Here is a 26111-nt window from a genome sequence, read left to right as displayed (position 1 = left end):
ATTTAAAAAAATTAATAAAATACTACATTAAAAATTTGCTACTGATAGAGTTGTTGTTCTGTACCATGTGCATTACTTCTGCAAACAATGGAGCACAGCTTACCGCTTTTATCTTAGCACTTTCTCGTTTCAATGGAATTGAATCGGTTACGATCAATTCCTGAATTTTTGAGTTTTCAATTCTCTCAATTGCCTCACCTGATAAAATTGCATGCGTACAAATCGCTCTCACGCTTAACGCTCCTCTTTCCATCATCATGTCGGCCGCTTTTGTTAACGTACCACCAGTATCGATCATGTCGTCTACCAAAATTACGTTTCTCCCTTTTACATCTCCGATCAGCTCCATCGTATCGATTACGTTAGCCGCTTTTCTTTGCTTGTAACAGATTACCACATCCGATTCTAAAAATTTAGAATATGCATAAGCTCTTTTTGAACCACCCATATCCGGCGATGCAATAGTAAGGTTCTCTAAATTCAAGCTCTCTACATATGGTAAGAAAATGGTCGATGCAAACAGGTGGTCTACCGGTTTTTCGAAGAATCCCTGAATCTGATCCGCATGTAAATCCATGGTCATGATTCGGGTCGCTCCAGCGCTTTCCAATAATTTTGCAACCAATTTTGCTCCTATCGGAACTCTTGGTTTATCTTTTCTGTCCTGACGAGCCCATCCGAAATAAGGGATTACAGCAGTGATGTGTCTAGCCGATGCTCTTTTGGCTGCATCGATCATCAACAAAAGTTCCATTAAATTATCAGAACTTGGGAATGTTGAACAGATCAAAAACACGCGCAATCCGCGGATTGACTCTTCAAATGACGGCTGAAACTCACCATCACTATATGTTGAGAACGTTACCTTACCCAGCTCTGCTCCATAGTGCTTTGCTATCTTTTCAGCAAGGTAGGTACTTTGCGAACATGCAAAAATTTTTGCTTCCGGTTCAATGTGCGACATCTTAATTCGTTGTTATGTAGTTACTTAGTGTTGTGTTGCTGTAACGCGGTGCAAATTTAGAAATTAAATTCAACTCTGAAAGCAATTTTTTCAGATATTTTTTCAAGTTAAATTTGATTGTTTGAATATTTTTTATTTACATTTGCACCCAGATTGAAACAATCAATTTTCGAGACGCTTTTAAAAAGCTTCTCAGTCCGAAGCCCGGATGGCGGAATTGGTAGACGCGCACGACTCAAACTCGTGTACTTAGGTGTGTGGGTTCGATTCCCACTCCGGGTACTAAACCTCTCAGCAATGAGAGGTTTTTTTTATTTTTGATATTCTGATAGCGTGGATTTGCATTCAGAACACATTCCAACTACACCACAAATCCAATGGTGAAATTTTCAATGTATCATTCCTAAAGAACAAAAACCACAACTTTTTAAAGGTTTATTTGATGTTTTTGCATAGACAATATAAAAGCCAAGTAATGGGCATTTAGATATTTTCTTCGCCGAATCATATGCTTCAAGATGATTTTAACTCCATTTATCCTATTGAGACCCATCCCGAATTTTCGTAGTTTGACCACACTATTTAGCCAAATAATTTCAGAAAACTAAATTTCTTCCAACCTTTTCCATTAGGTCTATCACCGGCAACAATTCCAGTTTCATATTCCCGAAATTAATTTGGCTTTTCGGTAATAAATCTTTACCTTTATGTAGTTATTTACTTAATTACCAATAAGTTAATCATCCTTCCCTATAAGTTTGTCCTTCAATCCTTTTGAAAAAGGATTCTTAGTTTTCTGTCATTTGAATCGTAAAACATAAAATTATTTCAAAAATGAAAAAACGCTTACTATTTAGATCAATCCTATTCGTATTATTAACAGTAAGCCTGTTTAGTTGCGAAAAAGACAGCACTACCGATTCTAATACCAAACCATCGGCATCAGTATATGTAGCGGGATATGAATTAAACGGACCAGGATATGTAGCCAAAATCTGGAAAAACGGAGTGTCTACCAACCTTACCGATGGTACAAAAAATGCTGCCGCCTCCTCTGTTTTTGTATCTGGGAGCGATGTATATGTTGCAGGCTATGAATCCAATGGGACAAAAGATGTAGCAAAAGTCTGGAAAAACGGGGTGTCCACTATTATCCTTTCCGATGGTGCAGAAAATACTTATGCTTCCTCTGTTTTTGTGTCTGGCAGTGATGTATATGCTGCAGGAATTGAAATTACTGGTACAAGTGGGACAGGTTATACAGCAATAGTAAAAGTCTGGAAAAACGGAGTATCCGCCAACCTTACCGATGGTACACTTCCCGCTGACGCCTTTTCTGTTTTTGTATCAGGCACCGATGTATATGCTGCAGGCTATGAATTCAACGGGACAAAAAATGTAGCAAAAGTCTGGAAAAACGGAGTAGCGACAAATCTTACCGATGGCACAAAAAATGCTGCCGCCTTCTCTGTTTTTGTATCTGGGAGCGATGTATATGTTGCAGGCAGTGAATCCAACGGGACAGAAAATATAGCCAAAATCTGGAAAAATGGGGCATCCACCAACCTTACCGATGGTGCAAACACTGCTAGCGCCCGCTCTGTTTTTGTATCTGGTAGCGATGTATATGTTGCAGGCTTTGCATTCAACGGGAACAGATACGTAGCCAAAATCTGGAAAAATGGGGTATCCACCAACCTTACCGATGGTACAAAAAATGCTTATGCTTTTTCTGTTTTTGTGTCTGGTAGCGATGTACATGTTGCAGGCATTGAAAGAAGTGGAATAGATTATGCAGCAAAAATCTGGAAAAACGGAGTAGCGACAAATCTTACTGATGGCACAAATGAAGCTGCTGCCGTCTCTGTTTTTGTAAAATAATCTAAAAAGCCACCTCCTGGTTGACCAGGGGAAATCGCATATGGCTCACGGGAACTATATGCCAACATTTTCAATCCAGAAGCGTCACTAAGCATAATTTGGATTATTCCCTTCAAAATGGAATGGCGACATTTCATAACTTGATTCAGACAATAAATCCATACCATAGAAACGTCCGATAGTAGAGTCATATTTCCTAAAGTCCATTTCGGTGATGTCAAGCCTTAGAGCCTGGACCGATTCCTTTTCGCTGAACATCTATCTGCACAAAACCAATCCGACCAAACAATAACTTCAAAACAAGAAAGGTTCCGTCTTTAAAGCAAAGATTTACACTCGTGCAAATCAGGCATCAACAAAATTTTTTACTTCGTTTTGAATTACCTATTTTTGACCCATCAAAAAATGTAGTATGAGTACAACAACTAGACACAACTGGACGAAGGAAGAAATCATCGCGATATACAACAAACCTCTAATGGATTTGCTTTTCGAAGCAGCTTCAATCCACAGAGTAAATCACGACCCAAATGTGGTTCAGGTTTCCACTTTATTATCAATCAAAACAGGAGGTTGCCCGGAAGATTGCGGATATTGCCCACAGGCAGCCCGTTATCATACAGATGTTGAAGGCAACGACCTAATGTCGGTTTCAACGGTAAAAGCACAGGCCTTAAGAGCTAAATCCAGCGGCTCATCCCGTGTATGTATGGGTGCGGCTTGGAGAAACGTGAAAGACGGACCGGAATTTGATCAAGTATTGGAAATGGTGCGTACCATCAACAAACTGGATATGGAAGTATGTTGTACGCTTGGAATGCTAACCGAAAACCAGGCACAACGTTTAGCCGAAGCCGGTTTGTATGCTTACAACCACAATTTAGACACTTCAGAAGAATATTATAAAGAAGTTATTTCAACACGCGGATTTGAAGACCGCTTGCAAACCATCGAAAACGTCCGCAAAACGAATGTAACGGTTTGTAGTGGCGGAATCATCGGAATGGGCGAAAGCATCGAAGACCGCGCAGGAATGTTGGTAGCTTTATCCACATTAAACCCACAACCTGAATCTGTGCCAATTAACGCTTTGGTAGCCGTAGAAGGAACTCCGATGGAAGATGAAAAACCGGTTGAAATCTGGGAAATGATCCGTATGGTTGCCACTACACGTATCGTAATGCCGGAAACTCAGGTGCGTCTTTCTGCAGGAAGAACGCAGATGTCGAGAGAAGGACAGGCAATGTGCTTCTTTGCCGGTGCAAACTCTATTTTCGCCGGAGATAAATTATTAACTACTCCAAACCCGGATGTAAATGAAGACATGAAAATGTTTGAATTATTAGGTTTACAACCGCAAAAACCGTTCATCAAATTGATGCAACCGGAAACCGTAGAAGCTGAAGATTCTAAATTCCAGGCATTAGGTGAAAAACCAAAATGGTCGCGTCCTGAACACAAAATCGAAAGAAACCTTGAAGCTCAGGCAAAAGGAAAAGAAATACAGAAATAAACTCTGCTTTATACAAAATATATTTTACCCTAATACAAAGGTTTTTTCTTTAAAATACTCCCGGCCATGCTGGGAGTATTTTTTTTCAAACAATTTTAATTACGGAACATGAAGTTATAGTTTACCGAAATCGAACGTGTAAAAACCATTTTCAAAAAAGATTTACACACCTATTACCTAACCTAAACATCTCCAAATAAAAAATCCCGACGGCGAACTGTCGGGATCATTCAACTTAACCAAATTTATTAATAACAGAAGTACTAATACATAAAATAATTAATAAAGAACCTTCTTAGTTGTGGTTTGTCCATTGTCCAAAACCACCTTTACCAAAAGAGCTCCCTGTGTTTTTCTGACATTCTGCAGCGAAACCGAAGTAGTATTCACCTCTTTTCTTTCTGCAACCAATCTTCCCAAAACATCATACACAAAAACATCTTTAATTCGTTCCGAAGAGGAACTCACATTAATGCCTTCATTAGCATAAACAAGAACCGAATCAACATTAGTTTCAAAATCAGCGTTCCCTAATGTAGCATTTGCAAAGCGTAACACGAAACGATTATTAAATTCACCAGCCGGAGTGGAGAAAACATAATTTGACAATTTTAAATCATGAATGATATGCAACTGTAAATCTTCAATGTAAACATTCTGATTTCGAAGCACCCCTTCGACATCCCCAATAGCGATAGAATATGTTTTTTCATAAACAGAACGGAATCCAAGCGGAACCCTGTCATTTACATCAAAAGCACTTCTGCCCTGAATCTTGTATGGCTTACCATCAATAATAGAATAAAAAGCTGCATAGGTGGGTGATTTGGAATAAAAACCATCATAACCTCTATCAACCCCCATAGTCGCCTGAGGGAAGAAACCAATTAACTGCTGATTAAAAATACCCTCTGAATTAGTTAAATTCAGCCATAATCTGTCTTTTTCTGTCGGTCCGGACACTGTTTTGTAGAAGTTTGTATTAACATAGGTCTTATTTCTCATGCTATTATTAAAAATCACCGAAGTAGCAGCATCAGCATCAACCTGAAATCCTTGCCCGGAAGCTACAAACCCATTCGGCGCATTGCTGTTTCCGTTTCCTGAAAGCAAACCAGCTCTTGTACCTGTACCTCCAACCAAATTATAATATGCAAAATCATCGGGACTGAAATTCATAGCCATAGGTCCCGGATTAATAGCAGCTACCTGAATGTTCCCTTCATGGGTCCAAAAATATAATGTTCCTGAAATATCCGGATTGGCTAATATGAATGCGTCGGCACTGATGGCAGATGGATAGGGATTCCCAATCAGGTTAAAATCGTCATTTGCCTTTGTATTATCTAAACTCAAAGCAATAGACTGTGTTATCAAGCCATTATTTACAACTCCATTATAAACCGAACCCTGTTGGGCCGGGTATGCCTGATTTATTTTACCCATCACCGCATATCCTCTTCCCGGCGACATTATTTCTGCTTGCGGAGTTAACACCCATGCATCCATATTATCGTCATGTGAATCATTATTATCGTCCCTGTAGACCGATGTATTTAATTTATAAATACGATTAGCCTGCCATTGACTAAACACACTTACAGGAGCATTACCAATCGGTGAAGACCAGAAAGTATAATCATATCGATCGAATGGCGTGCTCATTTTACGAACAGTTGTCGTTCCGTTATTAGTTACAACTCCGTCATCGCTCACCATCACTAAAGAACCTTGATTTTGCACTTCCAGCGTCCCATTAACAGTTAAATCATTCTGAATTAACACATAATCCGTATCCTTAATATCCAACATAAAAGGACTGTTGATTATCAAACTGCAACATTCGAAATCACCATTGGTGGCCGTATTATAATTTCCGTTGATTACTGCCAGCTTTGTTAATACAGGAACTCCGTTTGACCATGCTGTTCCGTTCCAGGTTGTCGAATTTACTTTCAACTGAGCAGCATCAGAAGCAACAGAACATGTCCCTCCCTGAGTTACCTGACAATAAAACTGATATCCGTTCAAATTAACAATCGTTCCATTCAGGTACAGCGAACCAGAATTAAAACCTGAAGCCGTAACTCCTACAAATGAACCAGCTGCAACTGCTGTCCATCCAGAAGCAACTCCGTTATTGTAAAACCACTGATATGTCAACACTCCTGCTCCGGACGGAGTCGCCAAAATTGTAAAACTTGCCGTAGTCCCACAGATTGTTGCATCAGATGGATTTGTATTTACCGTCGGCATATTATTGGTAAATGAAAATGGGACAGTTCCTAAGTTCGCACAAGTTTCTGTTAACAACGAAGTCCAATCACCCGCATTATAAGAAGCCGAAGGCCCGACAGCTGCCGCATTCCTTCTTATCACATAGCCTTTTTCATTAGGGCAATTAACAATATCGACTGTCACATCATTTTTAGTCAGTCTTATTTCGTCATTTTCATTAATACCGTTTCCTTTGTTTATGTAATTATATGTCATAGGATCACACGAACTGTCCGAACCTAAATCAGCAATATAAACTCCACCTGCAGGAATAACCCCTGAAATATCTACCGATCGCAGACCGTTGGTGGTTCCAATATCTCCGTAACGTACTATTTTATAATTTGCCCCCAAAGCATTTAAATCAATAGAACTTCCGGTTGGATTGAATAATTCGACATACCAGGAATTACCCCCGACCGAATCATAGGTTTCCGAAATAATCAAATCGGTTAAATTATTTCCGGCAGAACAAGTTCCCGTTTGTTTAATTTCTGTAAAATCAGACGCCGTTCCTATTTTACATCCAGCTTCCATAACCGTAATTGCTCCCGTTGTCTGGCCTGCAGGCACCGTAGCAACGATTGTGGTTGAATTAACATAAGTCACTGCCGCAGAAATTCCATTAAACATAACCGTTGTTCCTGTTGTGAAGCCGGTACCTGCTATAATTACTTCGGTTCCGGCCGGTCCTGATGTTGGCGCAAAGCCAGCTACGGCATGTGTTGGAACGCAGGCTGCAATAATATTTACCGTATAATCTTCTACCTCACCGTCAAAACCGGTTAAACATGATGATGAATCTCCTTCATAAGTAGCAATCACACGCATCCTTGTAGGACCTACAACCGCTGTTAAAGGAACAGTGATTGCAAGTGGAGAAGAAGAAGTCAAACCGCTTGCCATATTGTTTACCGAACCTAAGTCGAAAGCCTCACCAACATCATTAAAATCCATATCATGGTTGAAATCTATCCAGGCAAAAGCCAGTATCGTATAATTTCCGTCTGTATTGATTTTTGCCGACAAAGGATAACTCACCCCTTGTTGCAGATTGGTCGAAATAGCAGTATAATCGGAATATCCGGAAGGTTTCGCGGATGTATTGTTTATCGTATTTAAAGTAACATTAGTAACTGAAGTCTTAAATAAAGTATTACCGTTTGAAGTACAATAAGCTGCCATTGTTGTGACTGATCCTGCTAATGGAGAAACTGTATTATAAGCAATAGCACAAGAACCCGAATTATATGCGAACACAAAAACGTAATAAGTCGTTGAACTAGACAATCCGGAAAGCGAAAAAGCAGTTCCGGTTCCGACATAAGCAACGGCACCATCGCCAACAGCTGTTCCTACGGTATAAGTAACGCCATCGGATGGCAAATCAGAAGCAGACAACACACTGTTTGTACTGTAGACAACCAAATATCCTGTTGCACCAGGTACTGCTGCAATCGAGTAAGATCCATTCGAAGCAGACGAAGTGGTTCCTGAGAAATTTAATGCTGTTGGTTGTGTAGTTGGTGTCGTACAAGGGGCAACAGGAGTACCGCAATACACTTTCACATCATCAAAAGCTAAATTCCCAGAACTTTTAGTATAGGTAAATCTAAAACGTGTCAGGTTTACAGGCAATGCAGGAGTGGAAGAAGCATTATATGTTTTTGTAGTCCCTGTAGTTGGCAATGAATTCGTAATATTCTGAATAGTCACCCAAGTTGAACCATTATAACCTTCCACCAAAAGAGCAGAAGCAGAATCAGTTCCATTCCCCTTAATCCAGAAAGACAACTCTGTGGCATTGGTAAATGTCGGGGAGAGAAGAACATCTCCGGCATCATTAAATTGTGCCGAATTTGCTGCTAGTCCAGAACTTCCTGCAGTGTTGTAAATTGACATCCCTGTTGCATTCCAACTTCCAAAGGAAGCTCCTGTAAACGAATTGAAATTTTCATCCACGCATGGTCCCATAGCAACATCTAACCCAACACTGTTTGATGTTATACTATTAGAACAAGGCGATGGTGTGTTTACAACACAACGATACAAATAACCATTCATAACCACTGTCGTAGCTGCAGTTGTATAAGACAACGTTGTTCCTCCACTACCAGTTGAAACATTATTCCAACTTCCTCCTCCGTCAGTTGAAACCTGCCATTGATATGTTGTACCGGCACCTGAGGCAACAATCGTAAAATTAGCCGTTAAAGGTTCGGTTACTGCTTGAGCAGTTGGTTGTGTTGCAAAAGAAGCCGGAGCATTTATGATTAGTTTAGCAAAACTTGACAAGCCATCACACCCACCCGCAGTAACTTTAGCTCTGTAATAATACTGACTTACTGCAGATGAACCTGTCACATCAAGTACAGCCGTAGTCGCATTACTATAAGTAACACCCGAAGGAGTACCACTTACAACATTGGTCCAACCAGTCGACCCATTAGCACTCATTTCCCATTGATAGGAAGGAGAACCTGCAGAAGTAGCAACTGTAAAACTTGTTAAAGATCCTGCACAAATCGTCTGATCACCAGGATTAGCTGTTATTGTCGGAGCAGTACAAGAAAGAGTCCCCTGCACCTTAAAATCATCCAAAACCCAACTTTCCTTTACATCATTATTCAGCAATGTTATTTTAAATTTTAAATTGGCGACAGATGGCAACCCTGTAACACTTACTGTTGAATAACCGTCTGTCGTTCTGCTTCCGCCTCCAGATGGCTGAAAATCAACCGGAGTGGCATCACCGTCATAAGCCGTACTGGCACTTCCGGCAGCACTATAGACCCAATACGCATTTGAATTCCCCAAAATCCTAGCCGTACTATACCAGCTTGTTCCTCCATCAGGACTGACCTCAACAGTAACTATGTCACCTCCATCCACTCCATTTCCAGTACTTCCAATAGAAAAAGAGGCCAACTTAAATGACATAAACACACTGGTATAACTAGTAGTATTTATATTTGAACTTAACAATGTCGCCGAAGCATTTGAAACTCCTCTTGAATGCGTGCCTTCAGAAGCAAACGGAGAAGATGCTGGACGGTCACCTACTGTTGAATTTCCATTATAATAAAGCCCACTTGTCAATGTGAACAAAGTTGTGGCATTGTTCAAACCGTCTGAAACAATTGTCACCTGTCCCCAACTCAAAGCTGCTGAGAGCAAAAAAGGCAACAAGAGTAATTTTATTTTCATATAATTTGAGATAAGTTTTTAAACAAATTCCTATATTTAACACGGTTTCCCCGTTATAAATCAAAAAATCGGGCACCAAAGATATGTATTTATCACAAAACTTTAAGTTATTGTGATTAAATTAATGTTAAGTTATGAGCAGCTTATGAAGAACAATACTTTAAAAACCTATACAGTAGAAGAAGCCAAGCGCAAATTGGAGTTTTATTGCAGCTATCAGGACCGTTGTCATTACGAGGTGGTGGAAAAGCTAAAATCACTTAATATGATCCCACAGGCAATTGACGCTATTGCCGTTCATCTTATCGAAAATAATTTCCTGAATGAAGAGCGTTTTGCCTTGAGTTTTGCTCGCGGAAAGCACAATATTAAGAATTGGGGAAAAGTACGTATTGTGAACGAGCTTAAATTTCGTCAGATATCTAAATACAACATAGAGAGGGCTTTGAAAGAAATCCCAACGGAAGAATACTTAAAAAACTTTCATGAATTAGCCGAAAGACAGTGGGAATCCATCAAAGAAAGAAACCCTCAAAAAAAGAAAAAGAAATTTTGTGATTACTTTCTTCGTAAAGGTTTCGAAAGCAATCTGATTTTAGAAAAAATAAACGATTTGTCGGAATACGAAGATTAAACCGACTTCGAAATCAAAACACTTACCGCATTACCTCCAAACCCAACAGCATTAACAAGTACTTTGCGAATGGCTTTTCGTTTTGGTTGCACAGGTACAAAAGGAACATCGATAAACTTTTGATACTGAATCATCATAAGAGCCATTTCCATACTCAAAATCCCGGAAGAACCGAAAGTGTGGCCTATTTTCCATTTATTCGTAGTCAGCATCGGAAGTTCTTCCCCAAATATGCTCTGAATGGCTTTATACTCCGATAAATCACCTTTGATGGTGCCTGGAGCGTGCATTACTATCGCATCAATTTCCTCCAAAGGAACAGACCCTATAGCCATTCGCATGGATTTTTTGAAACATTCTGCTTCCGTAGAAATGGAAATACCGTGCTCCAGTATATCCGTGGCATACCCCACGCCTTCTACATAGGCCAATGCCTTGTCACTGATACCGGCTTCAAGGCAAACCACCGCAGCACCTTCCCCTAAAACCATAGTGTTTTTATCTTTTTCGAAATCGAAGGCCCTGCATGGAAATTCGGAATTTTCTTTTGAATAAATCTTCAGTGCCTGCATTTGTGCAATGGTAAAAGGCGTTAATGACGCTTCACTACCACCCACCAAAAACTTATCGGCCATACCGGAACGAAGCCATGCCACACCATTCAACAAGGCATGAAGTGCTGTTGAGCATGTAATGGAATGTGAAATTTCAGGTCCGTTAGCCTTTAAATCATGGGCTACCCACGAAGAAATATTCCCTAAGGTGGTTGTGGGCGAAGATAGTGTTGATGTCTTGCCGGTAGTCAGGAATTCTTCAAAATAATTTTCAAACAACTCGGTTGCCCCGCGTGAGGAACCGATATTGATTCCAAAAACATCCGCTTCTGACCAGCCTGCCTGCTCTACCGCTTGTCTTGAAGCCAACATCGCATATAAAACAGAACTATCCAAGGGTTTGTATTTATAATCAGAGGCTTTTAAATCAGCCACCAATTGCTGTAATGATTCAGGTAACGAAGCCACCGGAACTTTTTGGCTGCCTATTTCCTTTTCTGCAATTAAGGGTGTATTTTTAAGATATTCTTCCCAAATACCTTCCGGTTGATTTCCCAGAGGCGAAAAAGAAGCTAAGGCAGTAATGGCAATCGGTTTCAAAATCAATTATTTTTTTTGCAAAGTTAACATTCCTCCAATGCTTCTTCAACGGTTTGGTAAATTTTTTCCAATTGCGCGTCCGAAATAATGTAAGGCGGCAAAACATAAACAATATTTCCCACAGGACGGAGAATAACTCCTTTCCCTATGAAGAAATTATACAGTTTGTTCCTGAAATTTCCGTAGTAGCTTTCCGCTTCGCCCGTTTTGATTTCCAAAGCAAAAATTACTCCCAGCACCCTTGTAGTTGTCACCCTTGCATGATTTTGAATCTTTTGTTGAAACTCCAAATGCTGACGGTTTATACGCTTAATGTTTTGCTGCATTTCTTCGGCTTCCAATAACTGCATGCTTGCCAGAGCAGCTGCGCATCCGGTCGGATTAGCCGTAAAGGTATGTCCGTGAAACAACGCTTTGTTTACATCGTCGTCATAAAAACCATCAAACAACTCCTGAGTAAATGTCGTTATTGCCATCGGGATGGTTCCGCCAGTCAAGGCTTTCGACAAACACATCATATCAGGTTGTTCTGTCAGGTAATCGCAAGCGAAATTTTTTCCTGTTTTTCCAAATCCGGTCATGACCTCATCGGCAATGGTAAACACTTGGTGCTTTTTGCAAATCGCCATGAGTTTATCCAGTTCAGCGGCATCATACATCACCATTCCGGCCGCTCCTTGCACTAAAGGTTCAAAGATAAATCCGGCAAATTCACCCGTTTTCGCCAAAGCTTCTAAAGCATCATAGCTCGCCTGTTCATTTCCTTGTGTCGGAACGGGAATCCGAACCACTTCAATCAGCGAGCCCCTGAACGCTTCCGTAAAAAAGGAAATCCCGCTGGCTGCCATAGCCGCAAAGGTATCTCCGTGAAATGCATTTTCGAAGGCGATGATTTTGGTACGCTTTTCATCTTTGTTGTAAAAAAACTGCAAAGCCACTTTAATCGCAATTTCCACGGCAGTCGACCCATTATCAGAATAGAACAATTTCTTCTGATTATCCGGCAACATCGGAATCAGTTTTTCCGCTACCTGAACTGCTGGTTCGTGTGTAAAACCGCCAAACAAAACATGCTCTAAAGTGGTTAACTGCTTGTAAATCGCATCGGCAATAAACTTATTGGAATGCCCGTAAGGGTTCACCCACCAGGACGCAATGGCATCAATATATTCTTTACCGTTTTCATCCCACAACAAAGCACCTTCGCCCTTAGCAATGGCAATATGCGTTTGTGCCGTCTTATGCTGGGTATACGGGTGCCAGTTGTACTGTATATCTCTTTCGGATAGGTTCATTTTCAATTACGAATTATAAATTACGACAATTCGAGCAAGTTCCCTCTAAATTTATCGGCATAATATCGGATTACATTTGAATCAAAATACGGTTCATTTTCGATGCGTCCGATCATTTTTAATCCTGTTTTCTTCAGGATAATTTCTTCCGAAGCCTTATTTTCATCACCATTAAAAACGATCCCGGCAATATCTAACTTTCGGCTTTTTAAAGCTTCCACCGTCAACAAAGTATGATTGATACTTCCCAAGTAATGACGGGAAACGACCACCACTTTATGATCAGGTTGAATCAAATCGATAATGCAGTCCGTATCATTCAACGGTACAAAAATACCGCCTGCTCCTTCTATCACAAGATGATTCTTGGTTTTTGGTTCTTTAATGTTTTTTATGTCGATAGTGATTCCGTCCAATTCGGCTGCCAAATGGGGACTGGCCGGTGTGTTTAGTGCATACGTGTTCGGATAGAATTTTGTTTTTCCGTTGGAAATATATTCCTGGACTTTATGACTGTCGGAATGCCCCAAGTCGCCAGCCTGAACTGGTTTCCAGTAATCCGCTTCCAATGCTTCGGTTATGATGGCGGAGGCTATGGTTTTCCCAACATCGGTTCCAATTCCCGTGATGAAGATTTTCATGATTTAGTAAACTTTACGCAAAAATAGAAAACCCATCTTAAAGACGGGCTTTTATTATTCTTCTTTTAATTCATCAATTACTTTTCGGATGTCTTTAGCATACTTCCCATAAAAATAGTGTACCCACCATTCGAGTGCCAGTCCCATCAATAAAATCGTAGAGGCAACCACAGCAAACAAAGTCGCCAAATGAAAATTACTCAAACCGGTTGAAAGATCTAATGTTTTGGAAAATCCCAAATACAGAAATCCCAACATAAACAAAACCAAAAACGGGGTTAAGGCAAAACCAAACGTTTTATACAGTTCCATATTGAGTCGGATATCAAAATAGGTTTCGTATAAACTGTCTTTGGTATTCAACGTTGTTTTATTTAATCTCTTATAAAAGATGTATAATTTCACCAGATAGTAAGCGCAAACTGCCACAAAAATGGTGAACAACAAATAATATGGTGCAAAAAACTTCGTTGGCAGATTGTGCACAAAAGGGACAAACCCAAGGAGTACTATCGAAATAATCTGGTAAACAAATTCATTTTTCAGGTTTTTTCTAATCTTATCCAATGGCGTATTGGCCGATTGCAGTTTTTCTAAATTAGTGGGAATAACAACATTCTCGGTTTTTTCGTTATTCCATGCTGATTGTATATCGTTAAAATCCATATCCTTGATTTTTTATAATTTCTTTTAATTTTTCTTTGGCCCTGTTTAATTTCACCCTCGCATTTCCTTCGGAAATACCCAAGCTTTCACCAATTTCCTTATGTGAGAAGCCTTCGAGTTGGTAAAATATGATGGCCTTGTCGATTTTTTCCAGTTTCTGAACAGCTCTATAAAAATGCTCCAACTGACTTTCCTTAATATGGGCATCACAATCTTCCTCCCGAATATTGTCTGACGCTATTTCATATTTATCCACCTTTCGCTTTTCTTTTTTCAGAAAAACAATCGAAGTATTGATTGCCACCCGATACATCCAGGTCGAAAATTGGCTCTCTCCCTTAAAAGTGTCATTCGATTTCCACAACTGGCAGACTATTTCCTGAAACAAATCCTGTTGATCGTCAAGATTATCCATATACATTTTGGAAACCTTATAAAGTATGCCCTTATGTTGCTCGATGCGAGTTAAAAATTCCTGTTCTTTAGCTTTCAAAATGGTCTTATTTCATTACCGGTTTTAAAGTATAACCTGCTTTTCTCAATAACATGATCAGTCCCTTTTCTCCAGCCAAATGGCCAGCTCCCACAGCAAAAAACACACTTTCCTTTTTCATTAACTCCGGAATGCTTTTCATCCAGTTTTCATTTCTGAAATCCAACATCCAATGTCTGGTGTTATCATCCATAAATTTTTTATCAATCACCATAGCATACAGTTCGTCCAGCTTTTCGCTATTATACACCTTCGACATATCCTGAAAAAGTTTCGAATCGTAATATTTTAATTGTTCGATAAACTCTTCATTAGAATACGATTTGTCAAAAGCAGTAACTTCGTCCTGAATTTTCTCCAATCCGATAGTTTCCATCTTTCGTTGGATTGCCATTTGCAGGAATTCCATTTCGAACATTTTTGGCGGACAGCTCAGCGCTTTCATCATGACGACACTCATTATGCTCAGCATATTGGAATTTTCAAACTGACTGGCTCCCACGCCTACCGTTTCTTTTAAAAATCCATCCAATTTCTGATACTCTTCTTTGGACAACACCTTGGATAACGGTTCATTTGCCAGACTCATTTTCTGCATGTACTGTAGTTCTGCCGGATCATCCAAATCAATCTCCAAAGCCAATTTGTCTGATTTCCCAAATGCTTTCTTAGCCTTTTCGGGTATCATAAAATCCTTTTCACACATCATGTGCATGGTTCCATACAAATACGATGATTTTGCCAATCCGTTCCCTGATACTTCCCACAACAAGGAATTCGATTCCGATTTTGTTTGAGCATTGGCGCCGAAACCGATGACTGAGGCAATAATTACGATGACTGATTTAATTGTGTTTCTCATTTTGATTGATTTTTTGATGTTTTTTGATTGATAATTGAAACGCCGACATTTATTTATTTCGCATTTTATACATTGACATCATACTGTTGCCAAAAACAATAGCCGAAATAATCAATACTGGTGCAGAAATTTCTTTATCAAATACAAAATATCTTACAAGAGAAAAACTTAAAAGAAAGGATGACAATAAGATTAAAACAATAGTAGCGTACGTTTTTACTTTGTTTGAAGTGATTTCTGTTTTCATAATCGTTTTGTTTTTATTGGTTTACGATTCGTAAGTAATCGAAAGTACAAAACGTTACAGAAAATTTTTATATTTTTTACAAAAGTGAGGAAATACAGGCAAATACAGACGAAATTTCTTCTTTCGAATTGTAGCTGTGCAGACAAAAACGAAGGCGTTCCTGTCCTTGTGGCACTGTGGGTGATAAAATCGCCTTAACATCAAAACCGCTTTCCTGCAATTGATGCGCAATGGCTTTCACTTTTTCGTTTCCAGGAATTATGGCCGACTGTATGGCCGATTTACTTCTAACGAATAACTGTTTCAATCCCAACAGATTTTTCTGCTGATTGAAATACACTATATTCTCTCGAAGTTGGTCGATATTTTCCGTTTCCAATTGCTGATAGGACATCAGAATAGTCGCTACGGAATGTGGGGAAAGTCCGGTAGTATAAATAAAACTTCGTGCGAAATTTACAAGGTAATTTTTCAATTCGGCACTTCCTAAAACGGCCGCTCCATGACAACCCAAGCCTTTACCGAAAGTCATGATTCGGGCAAAAACCTTATCCTGCAGGTTCATGCTTTGCACCAATCCTTCGCCTTTTTCACCAAAAACACCCAGAGCGTGCGCTTCGTCAAGTACTAAAAGGCATCGGTATTTTTCACATAAAGCAATTAATTCTTCCATGTTAGGGCAATCGCCATCCATGGAAAAAACGCTTTCGGTTACGATATAGATTTCTGAATTGTCATTTTTAAATCGAAGGATCAATTTTTCAAGCGCTTCAAAATCATTGTGCTCGAACTTATAGGATTTGGCATTCGACAACTGAATCCCGTCGCGAATAGATGCATGACTCAACTCGTCATACAAAATCACATCACTTCGTTGTGGCACGGAACTGAAAAACCCAACATTGGCATCATAACCCGAATTAAAAATCAAAGCACTTTCCGATTCGTGGAATTTTGCGATAAACTCCTCAGCCTCCGAATACAAAATATGATTCCCAGAAAGCAAACGTGAACCGGTAGCCCCGTTACTTTTTAAATTCCTTTCCGATAACAGTTGATGGGTGGCATCAAAAATGAACTCACTTTTGGAAAAACCGAGATAATCATTGGAAGAAAAATCAATCAGCGAATTTGGTTCCGATAACTTACGGAGCGAATGGCTCTGAATCCTTTGATTAAGTTTACCTGCTAATGATTTTGGGAAATGTTTCATGGTTCAAAGATAAACATCTTTTGGGTTTGCCGTTTTACAAAAAAAGGCTGCCTTTGTCGGACAGCCTTTTTTATACAATATGATGGTTTGCGATTTATTGTTTTATTATTTTTATTGTCTGTGGCTTCTCTTGTCCCATTTGGATAAAATAAGCACCTTTCGATAATTGGTCGATATCAACAACCGTTTCGCTGCCATTTAATCTACCATTCAAAACTTGCCTGCCCAGTTGATCGATGATACAATAAACTGCACCATTATTATCCTCTGATTTTATAGTAATATTATTTGTTGCCGGATTTGGATATACCGTAAAATCTTTTCGATAATTAAAGTTATCGATTCCTAACGTTGATCCATAAGTATATGTTACTCTTTGATAATTTTTCCATGCATTGGTTTCGTTGTCCCACATTTGATAAATGTAATGGCTATAGGTTTCATCAGGATTAAGGGAATAATTAATTTGAGAAGAATTTTTCCAGGTATTTGAAGACACATCCCAAATCTGAAATTGATAATTTATAACATAATTATTCCCATCATAAACATATACTTGCTTATATGAATTCTGCCAACTGTCATTTGCCCATGCTTCCGTAACTATCGTTTGAAGATTACCTGCAACATCATATGTATGCGTCATTCTTAGAGTATTTTTCCAAGCATTAAGTGTGATGTCCCAATTTTGCTGTGTATAATTATTTATAGTTCCGTTAGCATTATTTACATAATTATATTGAAAGAAATTTTGCCAGGAATTTGTACCAGTTTCCCAAGTTTGATATAGATAATGTGTCATATAATTATTGTTATCATAAGTAGATAGCAATCTGCCTGAAGTCTGCCAGTTACCATTTGTCCATGCTTCTACTACTTTCATAAGCTCTGCTCCAGCCGAATTATAGGAATGCACATATCTAAACTGATTATTCCACGCATTGGTTCCGCTGCTCCAATCTTGACGTATAGAATTATTTACAGTTCCGTTAGAATTATTTACATAAATATCTTGGATGAAATTTTTCCAGGTATTTGAAGACACATCCCAAGTTTGATTTTGATAGTTTATCAAATGATTATTGTTATCATAAGCATACAGTGACCTATAATAATTTTTCCAATTTCCATCCACCCAGTTCTCAGCTATTTGCGACAGAAGATTCTGTCCAAATGAATTTGAACTAAATATAAGACACATGAACAACACTGCTACAGTGGTAATTTTGTTTTTTCTTGTTCCGAAAATGTTTTGTGTTTCTTTTTTCATTTATTTGATTAATAATTATTATACTTTCCTGTTTTTAAGGATCTTAGATTCTCACTGTTTTTGTTAACTGTTTTTGCTTCTTTTCGACTAAAAGTAGGAACACTCATACACAATTATTTATACAGGTTTCAAAACATTTTAGGGAATTCAGCTACAAAAAACAAAATTAGTAGAAATTTCTTAATAATTTTAAAAAAATAAATCCCTTTTGTAAAATCATTGAACAGCAACAAATAAACCCTCATTAATCCAAAAAATATGGAACATGTTCAGGAAGAAAAAAAGTCGTAAATTAGCTTATTGATTTAAATATCAGGAGCCTTAATCCGAAACCCTTTAAATCGTAAACCCTATGATGCGCAAGGAAAAATTTCGGAAATGCAAGAAAATACCCTCCCAGAGAATTTAAAAACGGAAATTTTAGTAGCTTCGCTCTCCCAATAACATCATTTACCAATGGCACTACGATCCAGAAAGCAAAAGTTTTTTCTTTTCCTGAAAATCCTGGCAGCACTGTTACTGCTGGCCATGGCTGGAATGTATTTCTTCCGTGATATGTTATTGCAAAAAGCAATCGCCAAAGTAAAATCCAAATTCGACAGCGAATACAATTGCCATTTTTCAGTTAAAAAGGCAGCTTTCATAGGAGCTACTGGTGTAGAACTTCATGATATTGTCCTGATCCCGAAAGAAGCTGACACGCTTTTATCGGTTCAGAATATAAAAACCAGTTATAATATTTTGGAGTTGCTTACAGGGGATATTCAACTGAAGAACCTCGAAATGAACAACGGTTTTATTCAACTCGTTAAAAATAAAAACGGACGCAATTTCGACGCTTTTCTCAACGGCCATAAAGAGGAAAAATCGAATGAAAAACGCAATTACGCCAAATTGGTCTACCGACTATTGTCGAAAGCACTGAACCTGGTTCCGACGGAAATGAAACTGAAAAACCTGTCGTTACGCATGGACGACATGGGACGTAAAGTAACGTTACACATGAACGATTTGCGCTTGGAAGACCATCAGCTGCAAACCGCCATCAATGTAAAAACCAATACATTCTCGCAAAACTGGAACATCAAGGGTTTTGCCAATCCCCGCGAGAAAAAAGCCGATCTGAAATTCTTCAACAGTGATACTTCCAAAATTCAGCTGCCTTATATTGACGAGCGTTTCGGACTCAAATCAAGCTTCGACAACATCCACATAAAGCTGGACAAACTGGAAATGGAAAGTGGTGAGCTGCACATCGATGGCTTTACTTCGATTGAAAATTTCACTATCAACCATCCGAAAATTGCCAAAAAAGATGTAGTTATTAAAAATGCCCGTTTCGACTACCGTTTCCTTTTGGGACGTGATTTTATTTCAATTGACAGCACCTCATCGGCACAACTAAACCACATCAAAGTACATCCTTTTGCCGAATACAATACCGAAGAAGACACGATTTACAAGCTGAAAATCCGCATCCCAAAAATGAAAGCACAGGATTTCATTACCTCGCTTCCACAAGGTTTGTTTACGCATTTTGAAGGGATGGAAGCTGAAGGGAATTTTGACTACAAACTGAATTTCGAATACAACAAGAAGAAACCGGACAATCTAATTTTCGACGTCAAACTCAATAAGGAAAACCTCCGCATCGTGAAATACGGTGAAGCGAATCTTGCGAAACTCAACGGAGAATTCACCTATCGTGCCATTGAAAACGATGTCGAACAACGTCCTATTTTGGTAGGAGCCGGCAATCCGAATTATACGCCGCTGGATCAGATTTCACCTTACCTGGAAAAAGCCGTTTTAACCAACGAGGATCCTTCATTTCGCCGTCACCACGGTTTTATCAACGAAGCCTTTAAACAGTCGATTGTCAAAAACATCCGAACCAAAAAATTTGCCCGAGGCGCAAGTACCATCAGCATGCAGCTCGTGAAAAACGTATTTCTGACCCGCGAAAAAACACTTTCCCGTAAACTGGAAGAAATCCTGTTGGTCTATGTTTTGGAAAACAACCGAATCGCTACCAAATCCAGAATGCTGGAAGTCTATTTCAACGTGATTGAATGGGGCCCGAATGTATATGGCATCGGGGAAGCGGCGCATTTTTATTTCCAGAAAAGTCCGAGTGACTTAACACTGAACGAGTGTTTGTACCTTGCTTCCATCGTACCAAAACCAAAGAAATTCATGTGGCAATTTGACGATGAAGGCAATCAGAAATCATACGCTCAAAAAAATCAGAACTACATTAAAAACCTGATGCTGCGCCGCGCGTTGATTACCTCGGAAGACACCATTGGACAATCGGCTCCAATTTACATTTCCGGCCGTGCCCGATCGTTTTTAAAGATAAAAGTGGTTCAGGATACTATTCCTGCCGAAACGAATTTGGCGGATGAGTTTGATTTTTAGGGAAGGTATAAAGTATTGAGAAGCTAAGGATCTAACTTTTTTTAGGCTCCTTATTACAAATCTGCGGTAATCTGCAAAATCAGCGTTATCCGCGTGCCATAGAATTGCTATTCCTACTTAAAATTTCTCAAAAATTCTTCTTTATAAGTTGGCGAAATTTCGATTTCGGCTCCGTCATTCAGCATGATGTAACCGCCTTTGTTGTACGATTTCACGAAATTGATGTTGATGATGTGCGATTTGTGGACGCGTAAAAAAGGAAACGGCAGGATCTCCGAAAAATGTTTCAGAAAACGGCAGACCATTTTTTTGCTTCCGTCGGCCAAGTGTAAATCGGTGAAGTTGCCATTGCCCCGCAATCGGACGATGTCTTCCATTTTTACCACCTCGAAACCTTCCAATGTAGGGAGGATGACCTGCTTCTTTTCAGGTTGGGTTTCCCTGAAATTCTCAACGATGATTTTATTCCTATTGAAAAGCTCATGGTTCAAAATATGCTGCTGTACTTTGTTGACCGCCATGATCAATTCTTCAATACTGATGGGTTTCAACAGATAATACGCCGCACTTTGATTGAGGGCTTTCAGTGAATACTCGGAAAAAGCAGTCACGAAAATCGTTTCAAAATGTAAATCTTTACAAGCTTCCAATACATCAAAGGCATTCCCGAAAGGCATTTCTACATCCAGAAAAACCAGTTGCGGAGTCACTTCATGCAGTAGCGGAACCGCTTCTTTTATGTTTTGTGCTTCGCCGATAACTTCCACCTGCGGGCAATACTTGCCCAAATAATTTTTGAGCACTTCGCGGGCAGCTACTTCGTCTTCAACAATTACGGCTTTTATTTTCTGGATGGTCATCATATTTTATCTAACAATGGAAAGGTTATCGTCACTAAGGTTCCTGTGGTCCCGCTGTTCTTTTCGGTAATGGAAAAATCGATTTGCGTTTTGTACAGTCCATTCAACAAACTGATGCGTTCACTGGTGTTGGTCACCCCGCGCGACTGGTGTACTTTCTGGTTGCGAGTTTTCAGTGCGGCACTTTCGGTCAGGCCGATACCATTATCGTCAACTATCACGGATACTTTTCCACGGTTCAGTTCGAATTTCAACAACAACAACCCTTTAGTTTCTCTATAACGCAGCCCGTGCCAAATTGCGTTTTCCAGATGTGGTTGGATGAGCATGTTGGGCACGAAGGTCGTTTCTGTATCTAACGCATCATCAACTACAATCTGATAGTCGAATTTGTCCTGAAAACGCAAGTGTTCTAAATCCAGATACTTTTTCAGTTGTTCAATTTCACTGCTCAAACTGATGAAATCCTTGTTCGAGTTTTCCATCATGTTACGCATCAGATGCGAATAGGAAGTCAGGTATTTATTAGCTTCCAGCTCCTTGTTTTGGGAAATGAACTGATTCACACTGTTCAGGCTGTTGAAAATAAAATGCGGGTTCATTTCACGGCGCAGCGACTGCAAGGCAATTTCCTTGTTCTTGGTTTTGATGGAATACAGCGCCTTCACAATTAACCCCACCAGCAAAAGCAACAACAATAATGAACCCATCAACACATAATTGAAGGTATTTTTCTTAGCGATGAGTTCGTCTTTCAGGGCTTTTTCCTTTTCAAGCTGACGGATTTTCTCTTCGGTTACCTGAAAGGTCTTTTCATCTATTAAAGAACTGTCGTTGCGGATCAGCTTGTCGAAATTCTGAAAGAAATCGTCGTACAAGGCGATGCTTTCCTTGTCCTTGCCATTGGCTTTGTAATACTGCAGCAACTGCAGCACACTTGTTTTCACCTCAGCAGTTTTCCCTTGCCGCAATGCCAACTGATAGGCTTGTTTCAAACACTGAATCGCTTTTTCTGGTTCGTTCTTCTTAAAATAAATCGTCGCCAGCGTTTGCAACTGTTTGATTTGTGTATCGAAATCGTTCGTTTTTTCAGCTTCGGCCAGTAATTTTTCACTTATCCCCAATGCCTTATCGAACTGGTTGTCGGAAGCATATACTTTCGCTATTTCCGTTTTCAGTTTCACGACTTCTTCCGGTTTGTCTTTCACGTAGGAAATTGCTTTTTCATAGCTCTCAATAGCTACTTCCTTGTTTTTTTGCTGAAGATTGGCTTCTGCCTGTTGCACATAAGCATCGGCCACTTCAGCTTTTTTATCTTCTTTTTCCAACAACTTAATATTCGCATTGGAATAATTCATCTGAGCCGCCGGACTATTGGCACTTCGCAAGCGATTGGCATCGTTTCTGTTTACCTGCTCTTCACTTTTCTCCATAGAAGCTGCTCCTGCCGCTTCATAATTCTGAATTGCCGAACTGATTTTCTTTTGCGATTCCTGCACTTTGGCCAAACTTCTTGTAACTCTCGTCTGATCGCGATTGCGTTTTAGTTTCGTATACGTAGCCAATGCTTTTTTTAGGTATTCTTCCGCTTTGGCGTTGTCGCCTCTTTCGATGAACCCCTCGGCCAGCTTTTCATAATTCTTGGCAATTTCGACCTCATCGTTAGCATCCAAAGACTCTTTCAAATCATCAGCCGCTCTGCTTATTTTATATGATGCCGCCTTTTTACTTTTTACTGCAGATGGCTGAATAGTATCCTGCGCTGAAGCCTCAAACGTGAGGTTCAACAGTAAAAAAATAAGAGTGAAAAGAGCCTTTTTCAGTGACATACTACAGTGTTTCTATGTAAATGTAAAGTAAATATTTTAAAAACGGTCCCGCAAGCTGTTTCACCAAGTCAAAACCCGGTTTCACCCATTCTGCAAAAAAGGTGCCGATTCTAAGGATAATTTTGAAATAGAATCTTAAACCAAAAAATCATGAAAACGGAAAATTTAGCAATAGTATTAAGTGCCACGGCACTGGTTACAGGCATCATTCTGAAAGATAAATTCACAACTGAAAACAGATTTATCACAACTCATGAAAAACCTGTATCGGAAGAGAAACCCTGCGTATTTATGTCGGTCATGGGTGAACAATCTGTAACCGATTATGCCAAATACAAAAATGATTCCAAAACAGCATCTGCAATAGACCAAGGTGAAAAATGGTTAATAGACGCCCAAAACTCTGATGGTGGTTGGGGAGCAGGTTCCCACAGCAATCAGGGCGAAATGAACCCACATGCCGTAAGTTCAGATCCGGCCACTACGGCTATGGCTTCCATGGCACTGTACCGTATGGGCTACTCCATCGAAAAAGGAAAATACAGACAACAACTTAAAAATGCACTTGATTTTTTATTATCCGAAGTGGAGAAAAACAAAAACAACGACTACATAACCCAAGTGCGCGGAACCCAAATTCAAACCAAACTCGGCCAAAACATCGATGCCGCGCTGACTTTACAATTTTTAAATCAGGTTGTTCCGACTTTACCGAACGGAACCCTTAAAAAAAGAGTCGAAAATGCCATACAAATTTGCGTGGACAAAATCGAAAAATCGTATGATGCCAGCGGAAGAGTAAGCGGAGCCGGTTGGGCAGGCGTGTTACAATCGTCGTTTGCCAATGCCGGATTGGAGCAGGCTTCCAAAAACAAAAACATCAAAGTCGACAAAGACAAAATCGATGCCGCCCGAAACTACCAAAAAGGCAATTACGATGCCGACAGCAAAACCGCCAAAACCGATGATGGGGCCGGAATCATGCTATATGCTGTAAGTAGTTCTGTACGTGGAAGCGCCGCGGAAGCCAAAGAAGCAGAAACCGTATTTGAAGAAGCCAAAGCTTCGGGCAAAATCGATAAAAAAGCAGTTTTAAACCGTGATAATCTGGAGAAAATAGGGATTCCGAAGGAAAAAGCTGCCAGCTATGAAGTAGCGGATAAAGTTTACAAAGCGGCCAAAGTACAGGCGATGGACAACAATGTGATGAATGGTTTCGGCAACAACGGCGGGGAAGAATTCATGAGCTTTTTACAAACCGGGGAATCCCTGATGGTGAAAAAAGACTCCGACTGGAAACACTGGTACGACAACGTAAGCGGCAAGATCATCAAAATACAGAACGAGAACGGCAGTTGGAATGGTCACCACTGTATCACCAGCCCGGTGTTCTGTACGGCAACCTGCTTACTGATCTTAACCATAGAAAACGATATCAAAACCTTACAACAATAATCTAAAAAACAAATACCATGCGAAACACATTCATCATATCCAGTCTTTTTGCAACCGCATTATCTTTTGCAAACTGTACTAATGCCAAGAGTAACGAAAGAATTCCAATGGCAACTGAGAAGAAGGTCAAAACCGAGAATACCAAAATCCAGGTAGCCATTCTTCTGGATACCTCCAACAGTATGGACGGGTTGATCGAACAGGCAAAATCCCGTTTGTGGAACATCGTTAACACTTTGACCACTTTGAAATACCACGGCAAAACTCCGGATATCGAAATCGGTTTATATGAATACGGCAACGACGGTTTATCGGCTCAATCCAATTACATCCGTCAAGTGGCTCCATTGACAACCGATTTGGACCTTATTTCCGAAAAACTGTTCTCCCTTCGTACCAACGGCGGCTCGGAATATTGCGGTGCTGTAATTGCCGATGCGACCAATCAACTGAATTGGGGCAAGGACAAATCAAACATGAAACTATTGTACATTGCAGGGAACGAACCTTTCAACCAAGGCAACATTAATTATAAAGAAGCCATCAGTGATGCACTGAAAAAGGATATTTATGTGAACACCATTTTCTGCGGGAATCAGGAAGAAGGCATCCGAACTTTTTGGAAAGATGGTGCCGATGCCGGGAAGGGAAAATACTTCAACATTGATTCCAATAAAGCCGTTATTTACATTGCCACGCCTTATGATGTCCGTATTTCGGAGTGCAATGCCCAAATCAATACAACCTACATCAGTTATGGCGCTATGGGAAATGCTAAAAAAAGAAACCAGGAAATGCAGGATTCCAATGCGCAAAGAGTTTCCGCAGCGAATTATACAGAACGCGCCGTGAGTAAGTCAAAAGCAGTTTACAAAAACGACAGCTGGGATTTGGTGGATAAAATAAAAGACGATGAAAGAGCTATTGATAAACTCAAAAAAGAGGAATTGCCAAGAGAACTGCAAAACAAGTCCAAAGCCGAAATCAAAGTTTACGTTGATAAAAAGGCAAAAGAGCGTGAAGCCATCCAGAAAGAAATTGGCGAATTGGCAAAAAAACGTCAATCCTACATCGATGCTGAAATGAAGAAAAGTAATACCCAAGACGATTTGGGCGGAGCAATCAACAGTTCGGTGATTGCTTTTGCCAAAACCAAAGGGTACACGGTAGAAAAGTAAGCATTAATTTTCTTAATAAAAATCCCGGCTATATGTCGGGATTTTTTTATA

Annotated in this window: 20 protein-coding genes and 1 tRNA gene; 7 read left to right on the top strand and 14 right to left on the bottom strand. The window is 39.7% G+C overall.

Annotated elements, in window-relative coordinates; genetic code table 11:
• Positions 1–22: 22 nt before the first annotated feature.
• Positions 23–964 carry a ribose-phosphate pyrophosphokinase gene (locus FEDK69T_RS05555; RefSeq protein WP_023573174.1) on the bottom strand — a complete coding sequence of 314 codons (942 nt, stop codon included), beginning with the start codon at positions 962–964 and terminating at the stop codon, positions 23–25.
• A 202-nt stretch (positions 965–1166) separates the two neighbouring features.
• Here FEDK69T_RS05555 and FEDK69T_RS05550 point away from each other — a divergent pair.
• Positions 1167–1246 (top strand) — tRNA-Leu (locus tag FEDK69T_RS05550).
• Positions 1247–1798: 552 nt separating this feature from the next.
• Positions 1799–2845, top strand: coding sequence for a hypothetical protein (locus FEDK69T_RS05545; RefSeq protein WP_023573173.1), 1047 nt, complete (start codon positions 1799–1801; stop codon positions 2843–2845).
• 87 nt (positions 2846–2932) lie between these two features.
• Here the strand turns inward: FEDK69T_RS05545 and FEDK69T_RS15820 are convergent, their stop codons facing one another.
• Complete coding sequence (locus FEDK69T_RS15820; protein ID WP_023573172.1) at positions 2933–3103, bottom strand: hypothetical protein; 171 nt, start codon at positions 3101–3103, stop codon at positions 2933–2935.
• Between the two features lie 154 nt (positions 3104–3257).
• On the opposite strand from FEDK69T_RS15820, the gene bioB reads away from it, so the two are divergent.
• Positions 3258–4358 carry a biotin synthase BioB gene (gene bioB / locus FEDK69T_RS05540; RefSeq protein ID WP_035630262.1) on the top strand — a complete coding sequence of 367 codons (1101 nt, stop codon included), beginning with the start codon at positions 3258–3260 and terminating at the stop codon, positions 4356–4358.
• A 279-nt stretch (positions 4359–4637) separates the two neighbouring features.
• On the opposite strand, the gene FEDK69T_RS05535 is transcribed toward bioB, so the two are convergent.
• A complete protein-coding gene (locus FEDK69T_RS05535; protein WP_035630264.1) occupies positions 4638–9842 on the bottom strand; it encodes a GEVED domain-containing protein in 5205 nt (1734 codons plus the stop codon).
• Between the two features lie 145 nt (positions 9843–9987).
• On the opposite strand from FEDK69T_RS05535, the gene FEDK69T_RS05530 reads away from it, so the two are divergent.
• The gene (locus FEDK69T_RS05530; protein WP_035630349.1) at positions 9988–10476 is read left to right on the top strand and encodes a regulatory protein RecX; all 489 of its coding nucleotides are present in this window, start codon (positions 9988–9990) and stop codon (positions 10474–10476) included.
• Here FEDK69T_RS05530 and FEDK69T_RS05525 read toward each other — a convergent pair.
• The 9 genes from FEDK69T_RS05525 to FEDK69T_RS05485 all read right to left on the bottom strand — a co-directional run bounded on the left by FEDK69T_RS05525 (position 10473) and on the right by FEDK69T_RS05485 (position 18248).
• A complete protein-coding gene (locus tag FEDK69T_RS05525) occupies positions 10473–11633 on the bottom strand; it encodes a beta-ketoacyl synthase N-terminal-like domain-containing protein (RefSeq protein WP_035630350.1) in 1161 nt (386 codons plus the stop codon). The two genes, FEDK69T_RS05530 and FEDK69T_RS05525, sit on opposite strands and share 4 nt — an antisense overlap.
• A 20-nt stretch (positions 11634–11653) precedes the next feature.
• Positions 11654–12925, bottom strand: a complete 1272-nt coding sequence (bioA, locus tag FEDK69T_RS05520; RefSeq protein WP_023573167.1) for an adenosylmethionine--8-amino-7-oxononanoate transaminase — start codon at positions 12923–12925, stop codon at positions 11654–11656.
• Positions 12926–12945: 20 nt separating this feature from the next.
• Entirely contained in the window at positions 12946–13566 is a 621-nt protein-coding gene (gene bioD / locus FEDK69T_RS05515; RefSeq protein WP_023573166.1) for a dethiobiotin synthase, read from the bottom strand.
• A gap of 54 nt (positions 13567–13620) precedes the next feature.
• Positions 13621–14232 carry a hypothetical protein gene (locus FEDK69T_RS05510; RefSeq protein ID WP_035630266.1) on the bottom strand — a complete coding sequence of 204 codons (612 nt, stop codon included), beginning with the start codon at positions 14230–14232 and terminating at the stop codon, positions 13621–13623.
• Entirely contained in the window at positions 14222–14725 is a 504-nt protein-coding gene (locus FEDK69T_RS05505) for an RNA polymerase sigma factor (RefSeq protein WP_035630268.1), read from the bottom strand. Before FEDK69T_RS05505 ends, FEDK69T_RS05510 begins: the two co-directional genes overlap by 11 nt.
• Before the next feature lie 7 nt (positions 14726–14732).
• On the bottom strand, positions 14733–15587 hold the full coding sequence (locus tag FEDK69T_RS05500; protein WP_023573164.1) for a TraB/GumN family protein: 855 nt from the start codon (positions 15585–15587) through the stop codon (positions 14733–14735).
• 49 nt (positions 15588–15636) lie between these two features.
• Positions 15637–15834: a hypothetical protein gene (locus FEDK69T_RS15815; RefSeq protein WP_023573163.1), complete on the bottom strand. Its 198-nt coding sequence runs from the start codon at positions 15832–15834 to the stop codon at positions 15637–15639.
• A gap of 76 nt (positions 15835–15910) precedes the next feature.
• A complete protein-coding gene (locus FEDK69T_RS05490; protein ID WP_023573162.1) occupies positions 15911–17047 on the bottom strand; it encodes an aminotransferase class I/II-fold pyridoxal phosphate-dependent enzyme in 1137 nt (378 codons plus the stop codon).
• A 94-nt stretch (positions 17048–17141) separates the two neighbouring features.
• A complete protein-coding gene (locus tag FEDK69T_RS05485) occupies positions 17142–18248 on the bottom strand; it encodes a T9SS type A sorting domain-containing protein (protein ID WP_162147242.1) in 1107 nt (368 codons plus the stop codon).
• Between the two features lie 525 nt (positions 18249–18773).
• On the opposite strand from FEDK69T_RS05485, the gene FEDK69T_RS05480 reads away from it, so the two are divergent.
• A complete protein-coding gene (locus FEDK69T_RS05480) occupies positions 18774–20738 on the top strand; it encodes a transglycosylase domain-containing protein (protein ID WP_023573159.1) in 1965 nt (654 codons plus the stop codon).
• Positions 20739–20851: 113 nt separating this feature from the next.
• On the opposite strand, the gene FEDK69T_RS05475 is transcribed toward FEDK69T_RS05480, so the two are convergent.
• On the bottom strand, positions 20852–21601 hold the full coding sequence (locus FEDK69T_RS05475; RefSeq protein ID WP_035630272.1) for a LytR/AlgR family response regulator transcription factor: 750 nt from the start codon (positions 21599–21601) through the stop codon (positions 20852–20854).
• Positions 21598–23427, bottom strand: a complete 1830-nt coding sequence (locus FEDK69T_RS05470; RefSeq protein WP_023573157.1) for a tetratricopeptide repeat-containing sensor histidine kinase — start codon at positions 23425–23427, stop codon at positions 21598–21600. The genes FEDK69T_RS05475 and FEDK69T_RS05470 overlap by 4 nt, the downstream gene beginning before the upstream one ends.
• Positions 23428–23577: 150 nt before the next feature.
• Here FEDK69T_RS05470 and FEDK69T_RS05465 point away from each other — a divergent pair, with 150 nt between their 5' ends.
• Positions 23578–24882 carry a prenyltransferase/squalene oxidase repeat-containing protein gene (locus FEDK69T_RS05465; protein ID WP_023573156.1) on the top strand — a complete coding sequence of 435 codons (1305 nt, stop codon included), beginning with the start codon at positions 23578–23580 and terminating at the stop codon, positions 24880–24882.
• Between the two features lie 17 nt (positions 24883–24899).
• Complete coding sequence (locus tag FEDK69T_RS05460; RefSeq protein ID WP_023573155.1) at positions 24900–26060, top strand: vWA domain-containing protein; 1161 nt, start codon at positions 24900–24902, stop codon at positions 26058–26060.
• The last annotated feature ends 51 nt before the right edge of the window (positions 26061–26111 follow it).

Source organism: Flavobacterium enshiense DK69 (genome assembly GCF_000498495.1).
Taxonomy (GTDB): domain Bacteria; phylum Bacteroidota; class Bacteroidia; order Flavobacteriales; family Flavobacteriaceae; genus Flavobacterium; species Flavobacterium enshiense.
The sequence above is the reverse complement of the archived record's forward strand: the minus strand, read 5'-3'. Positions and strand labels throughout refer to the sequence as shown.

What these genes read in the sequence shown, in the direction of transcription:
- FEDK69T_RS05510 (WP_035630266.1), bottom strand. Translation starts at nt 14,232, where the DNA reads ATGGATTTTAACGATATACAATCAGCATGGAATAACGAAAAAACCGAG.
- bioA (WP_023573167.1), bottom strand. Translation starts at nt 12,925, where the DNA reads ATGAACCTATCCGAAAGAGATATACAGTACAACTGGCACCCGTATACC.
- FEDK69T_RS05485 (WP_162147242.1), bottom strand. Translation starts at nt 18,248, where the DNA reads ATGTGTCTTATATTTAGTTCAAATTCATTTGGACAGAATCTTCTGTCG.
- FEDK69T_RS05500 (WP_023573164.1), bottom strand. Translation starts at nt 15,587, where the DNA reads ATGAGAAACACAATTAAATCAGTCATCGTAATTATTGCCTCAGTCATC.
- bioB (WP_035630262.1), top strand. Translation starts at nt 3,258, where the DNA reads ATGAGTACAACAACTAGACACAACTGGACGAAGGAAGAAATCATCGCG.
- FEDK69T_RS15815 (WP_023573163.1), bottom strand. Translation starts at nt 15,834, where the DNA reads ATGAAAACAGAAATCACTTCAAACAAAGTAAAAACGTACGCTACTATT.
- FEDK69T_RS05490 (WP_023573162.1), bottom strand. Translation starts at nt 17,047, where the DNA reads ATGAAACATTTCCCAAAATCATTAGCAGGTAAACTTAATCAAAGGATT.
- FEDK69T_RS05555 (WP_023573174.1), bottom strand. Translation starts at nt 964, where the DNA reads ATGTCGCACATTGAACCGGAAGCAAAAATTTTTGCATGTTCGCAAAGT.
- FEDK69T_RS05460 (WP_023573155.1), top strand. Translation starts at nt 24,900, where the DNA reads ATGCGAAACACATTCATCATATCCAGTCTTTTTGCAACCGCATTATCT.
- FEDK69T_RS05465 (WP_023573156.1), top strand. Translation starts at nt 23,578, where the DNA reads ATGAAAACGGAAAATTTAGCAATAGTATTAAGTGCCACGGCACTGGTT.
- FEDK69T_RS05470 (WP_023573157.1), bottom strand. Translation starts at nt 23,427, where the DNA reads ATGTCACTGAAAAAGGCTCTTTTCACTCTTATTTTTTTACTGTTGAAC.
- bioD (WP_023573166.1), bottom strand. Translation starts at nt 13,566, where the DNA reads ATGAAAATCTTCATCACGGGAATTGGAACCGATGTTGGGAAAACCATA.
- FEDK69T_RS05530 (WP_035630349.1), top strand. Translation starts at nt 9,988, where the DNA reads ATGAAGAACAATACTTTAAAAACCTATACAGTAGAAGAAGCCAAGCGC.
- FEDK69T_RS05480 (WP_023573159.1), top strand. Translation starts at nt 18,774, where the DNA reads ATGGCACTACGATCCAGAAAGCAAAAGTTTTTTCTTTTCCTGAAAATC.
- FEDK69T_RS05535 (WP_035630264.1), bottom strand. Translation starts at nt 9,842, where the DNA reads ATGAAAATAAAATTACTCTTGTTGCCTTTTTTGCTCTCAGCAGCTTTG.
- FEDK69T_RS05475 (WP_035630272.1), bottom strand. Translation starts at nt 21,601, where the DNA reads ATGATGACCATCCAGAAAATAAAAGCCGTAATTGTTGAAGACGAAGTA.
- FEDK69T_RS15820 (WP_023573172.1), bottom strand. Translation starts at nt 3,103, where the DNA reads ATGTTCAGCGAAAAGGAATCGGTCCAGGCTCTAAGGCTTGACATCACC.
- FEDK69T_RS05545 (WP_023573173.1), top strand. Translation starts at nt 1,799, where the DNA reads ATGAAAAAACGCTTACTATTTAGATCAATCCTATTCGTATTATTAACA.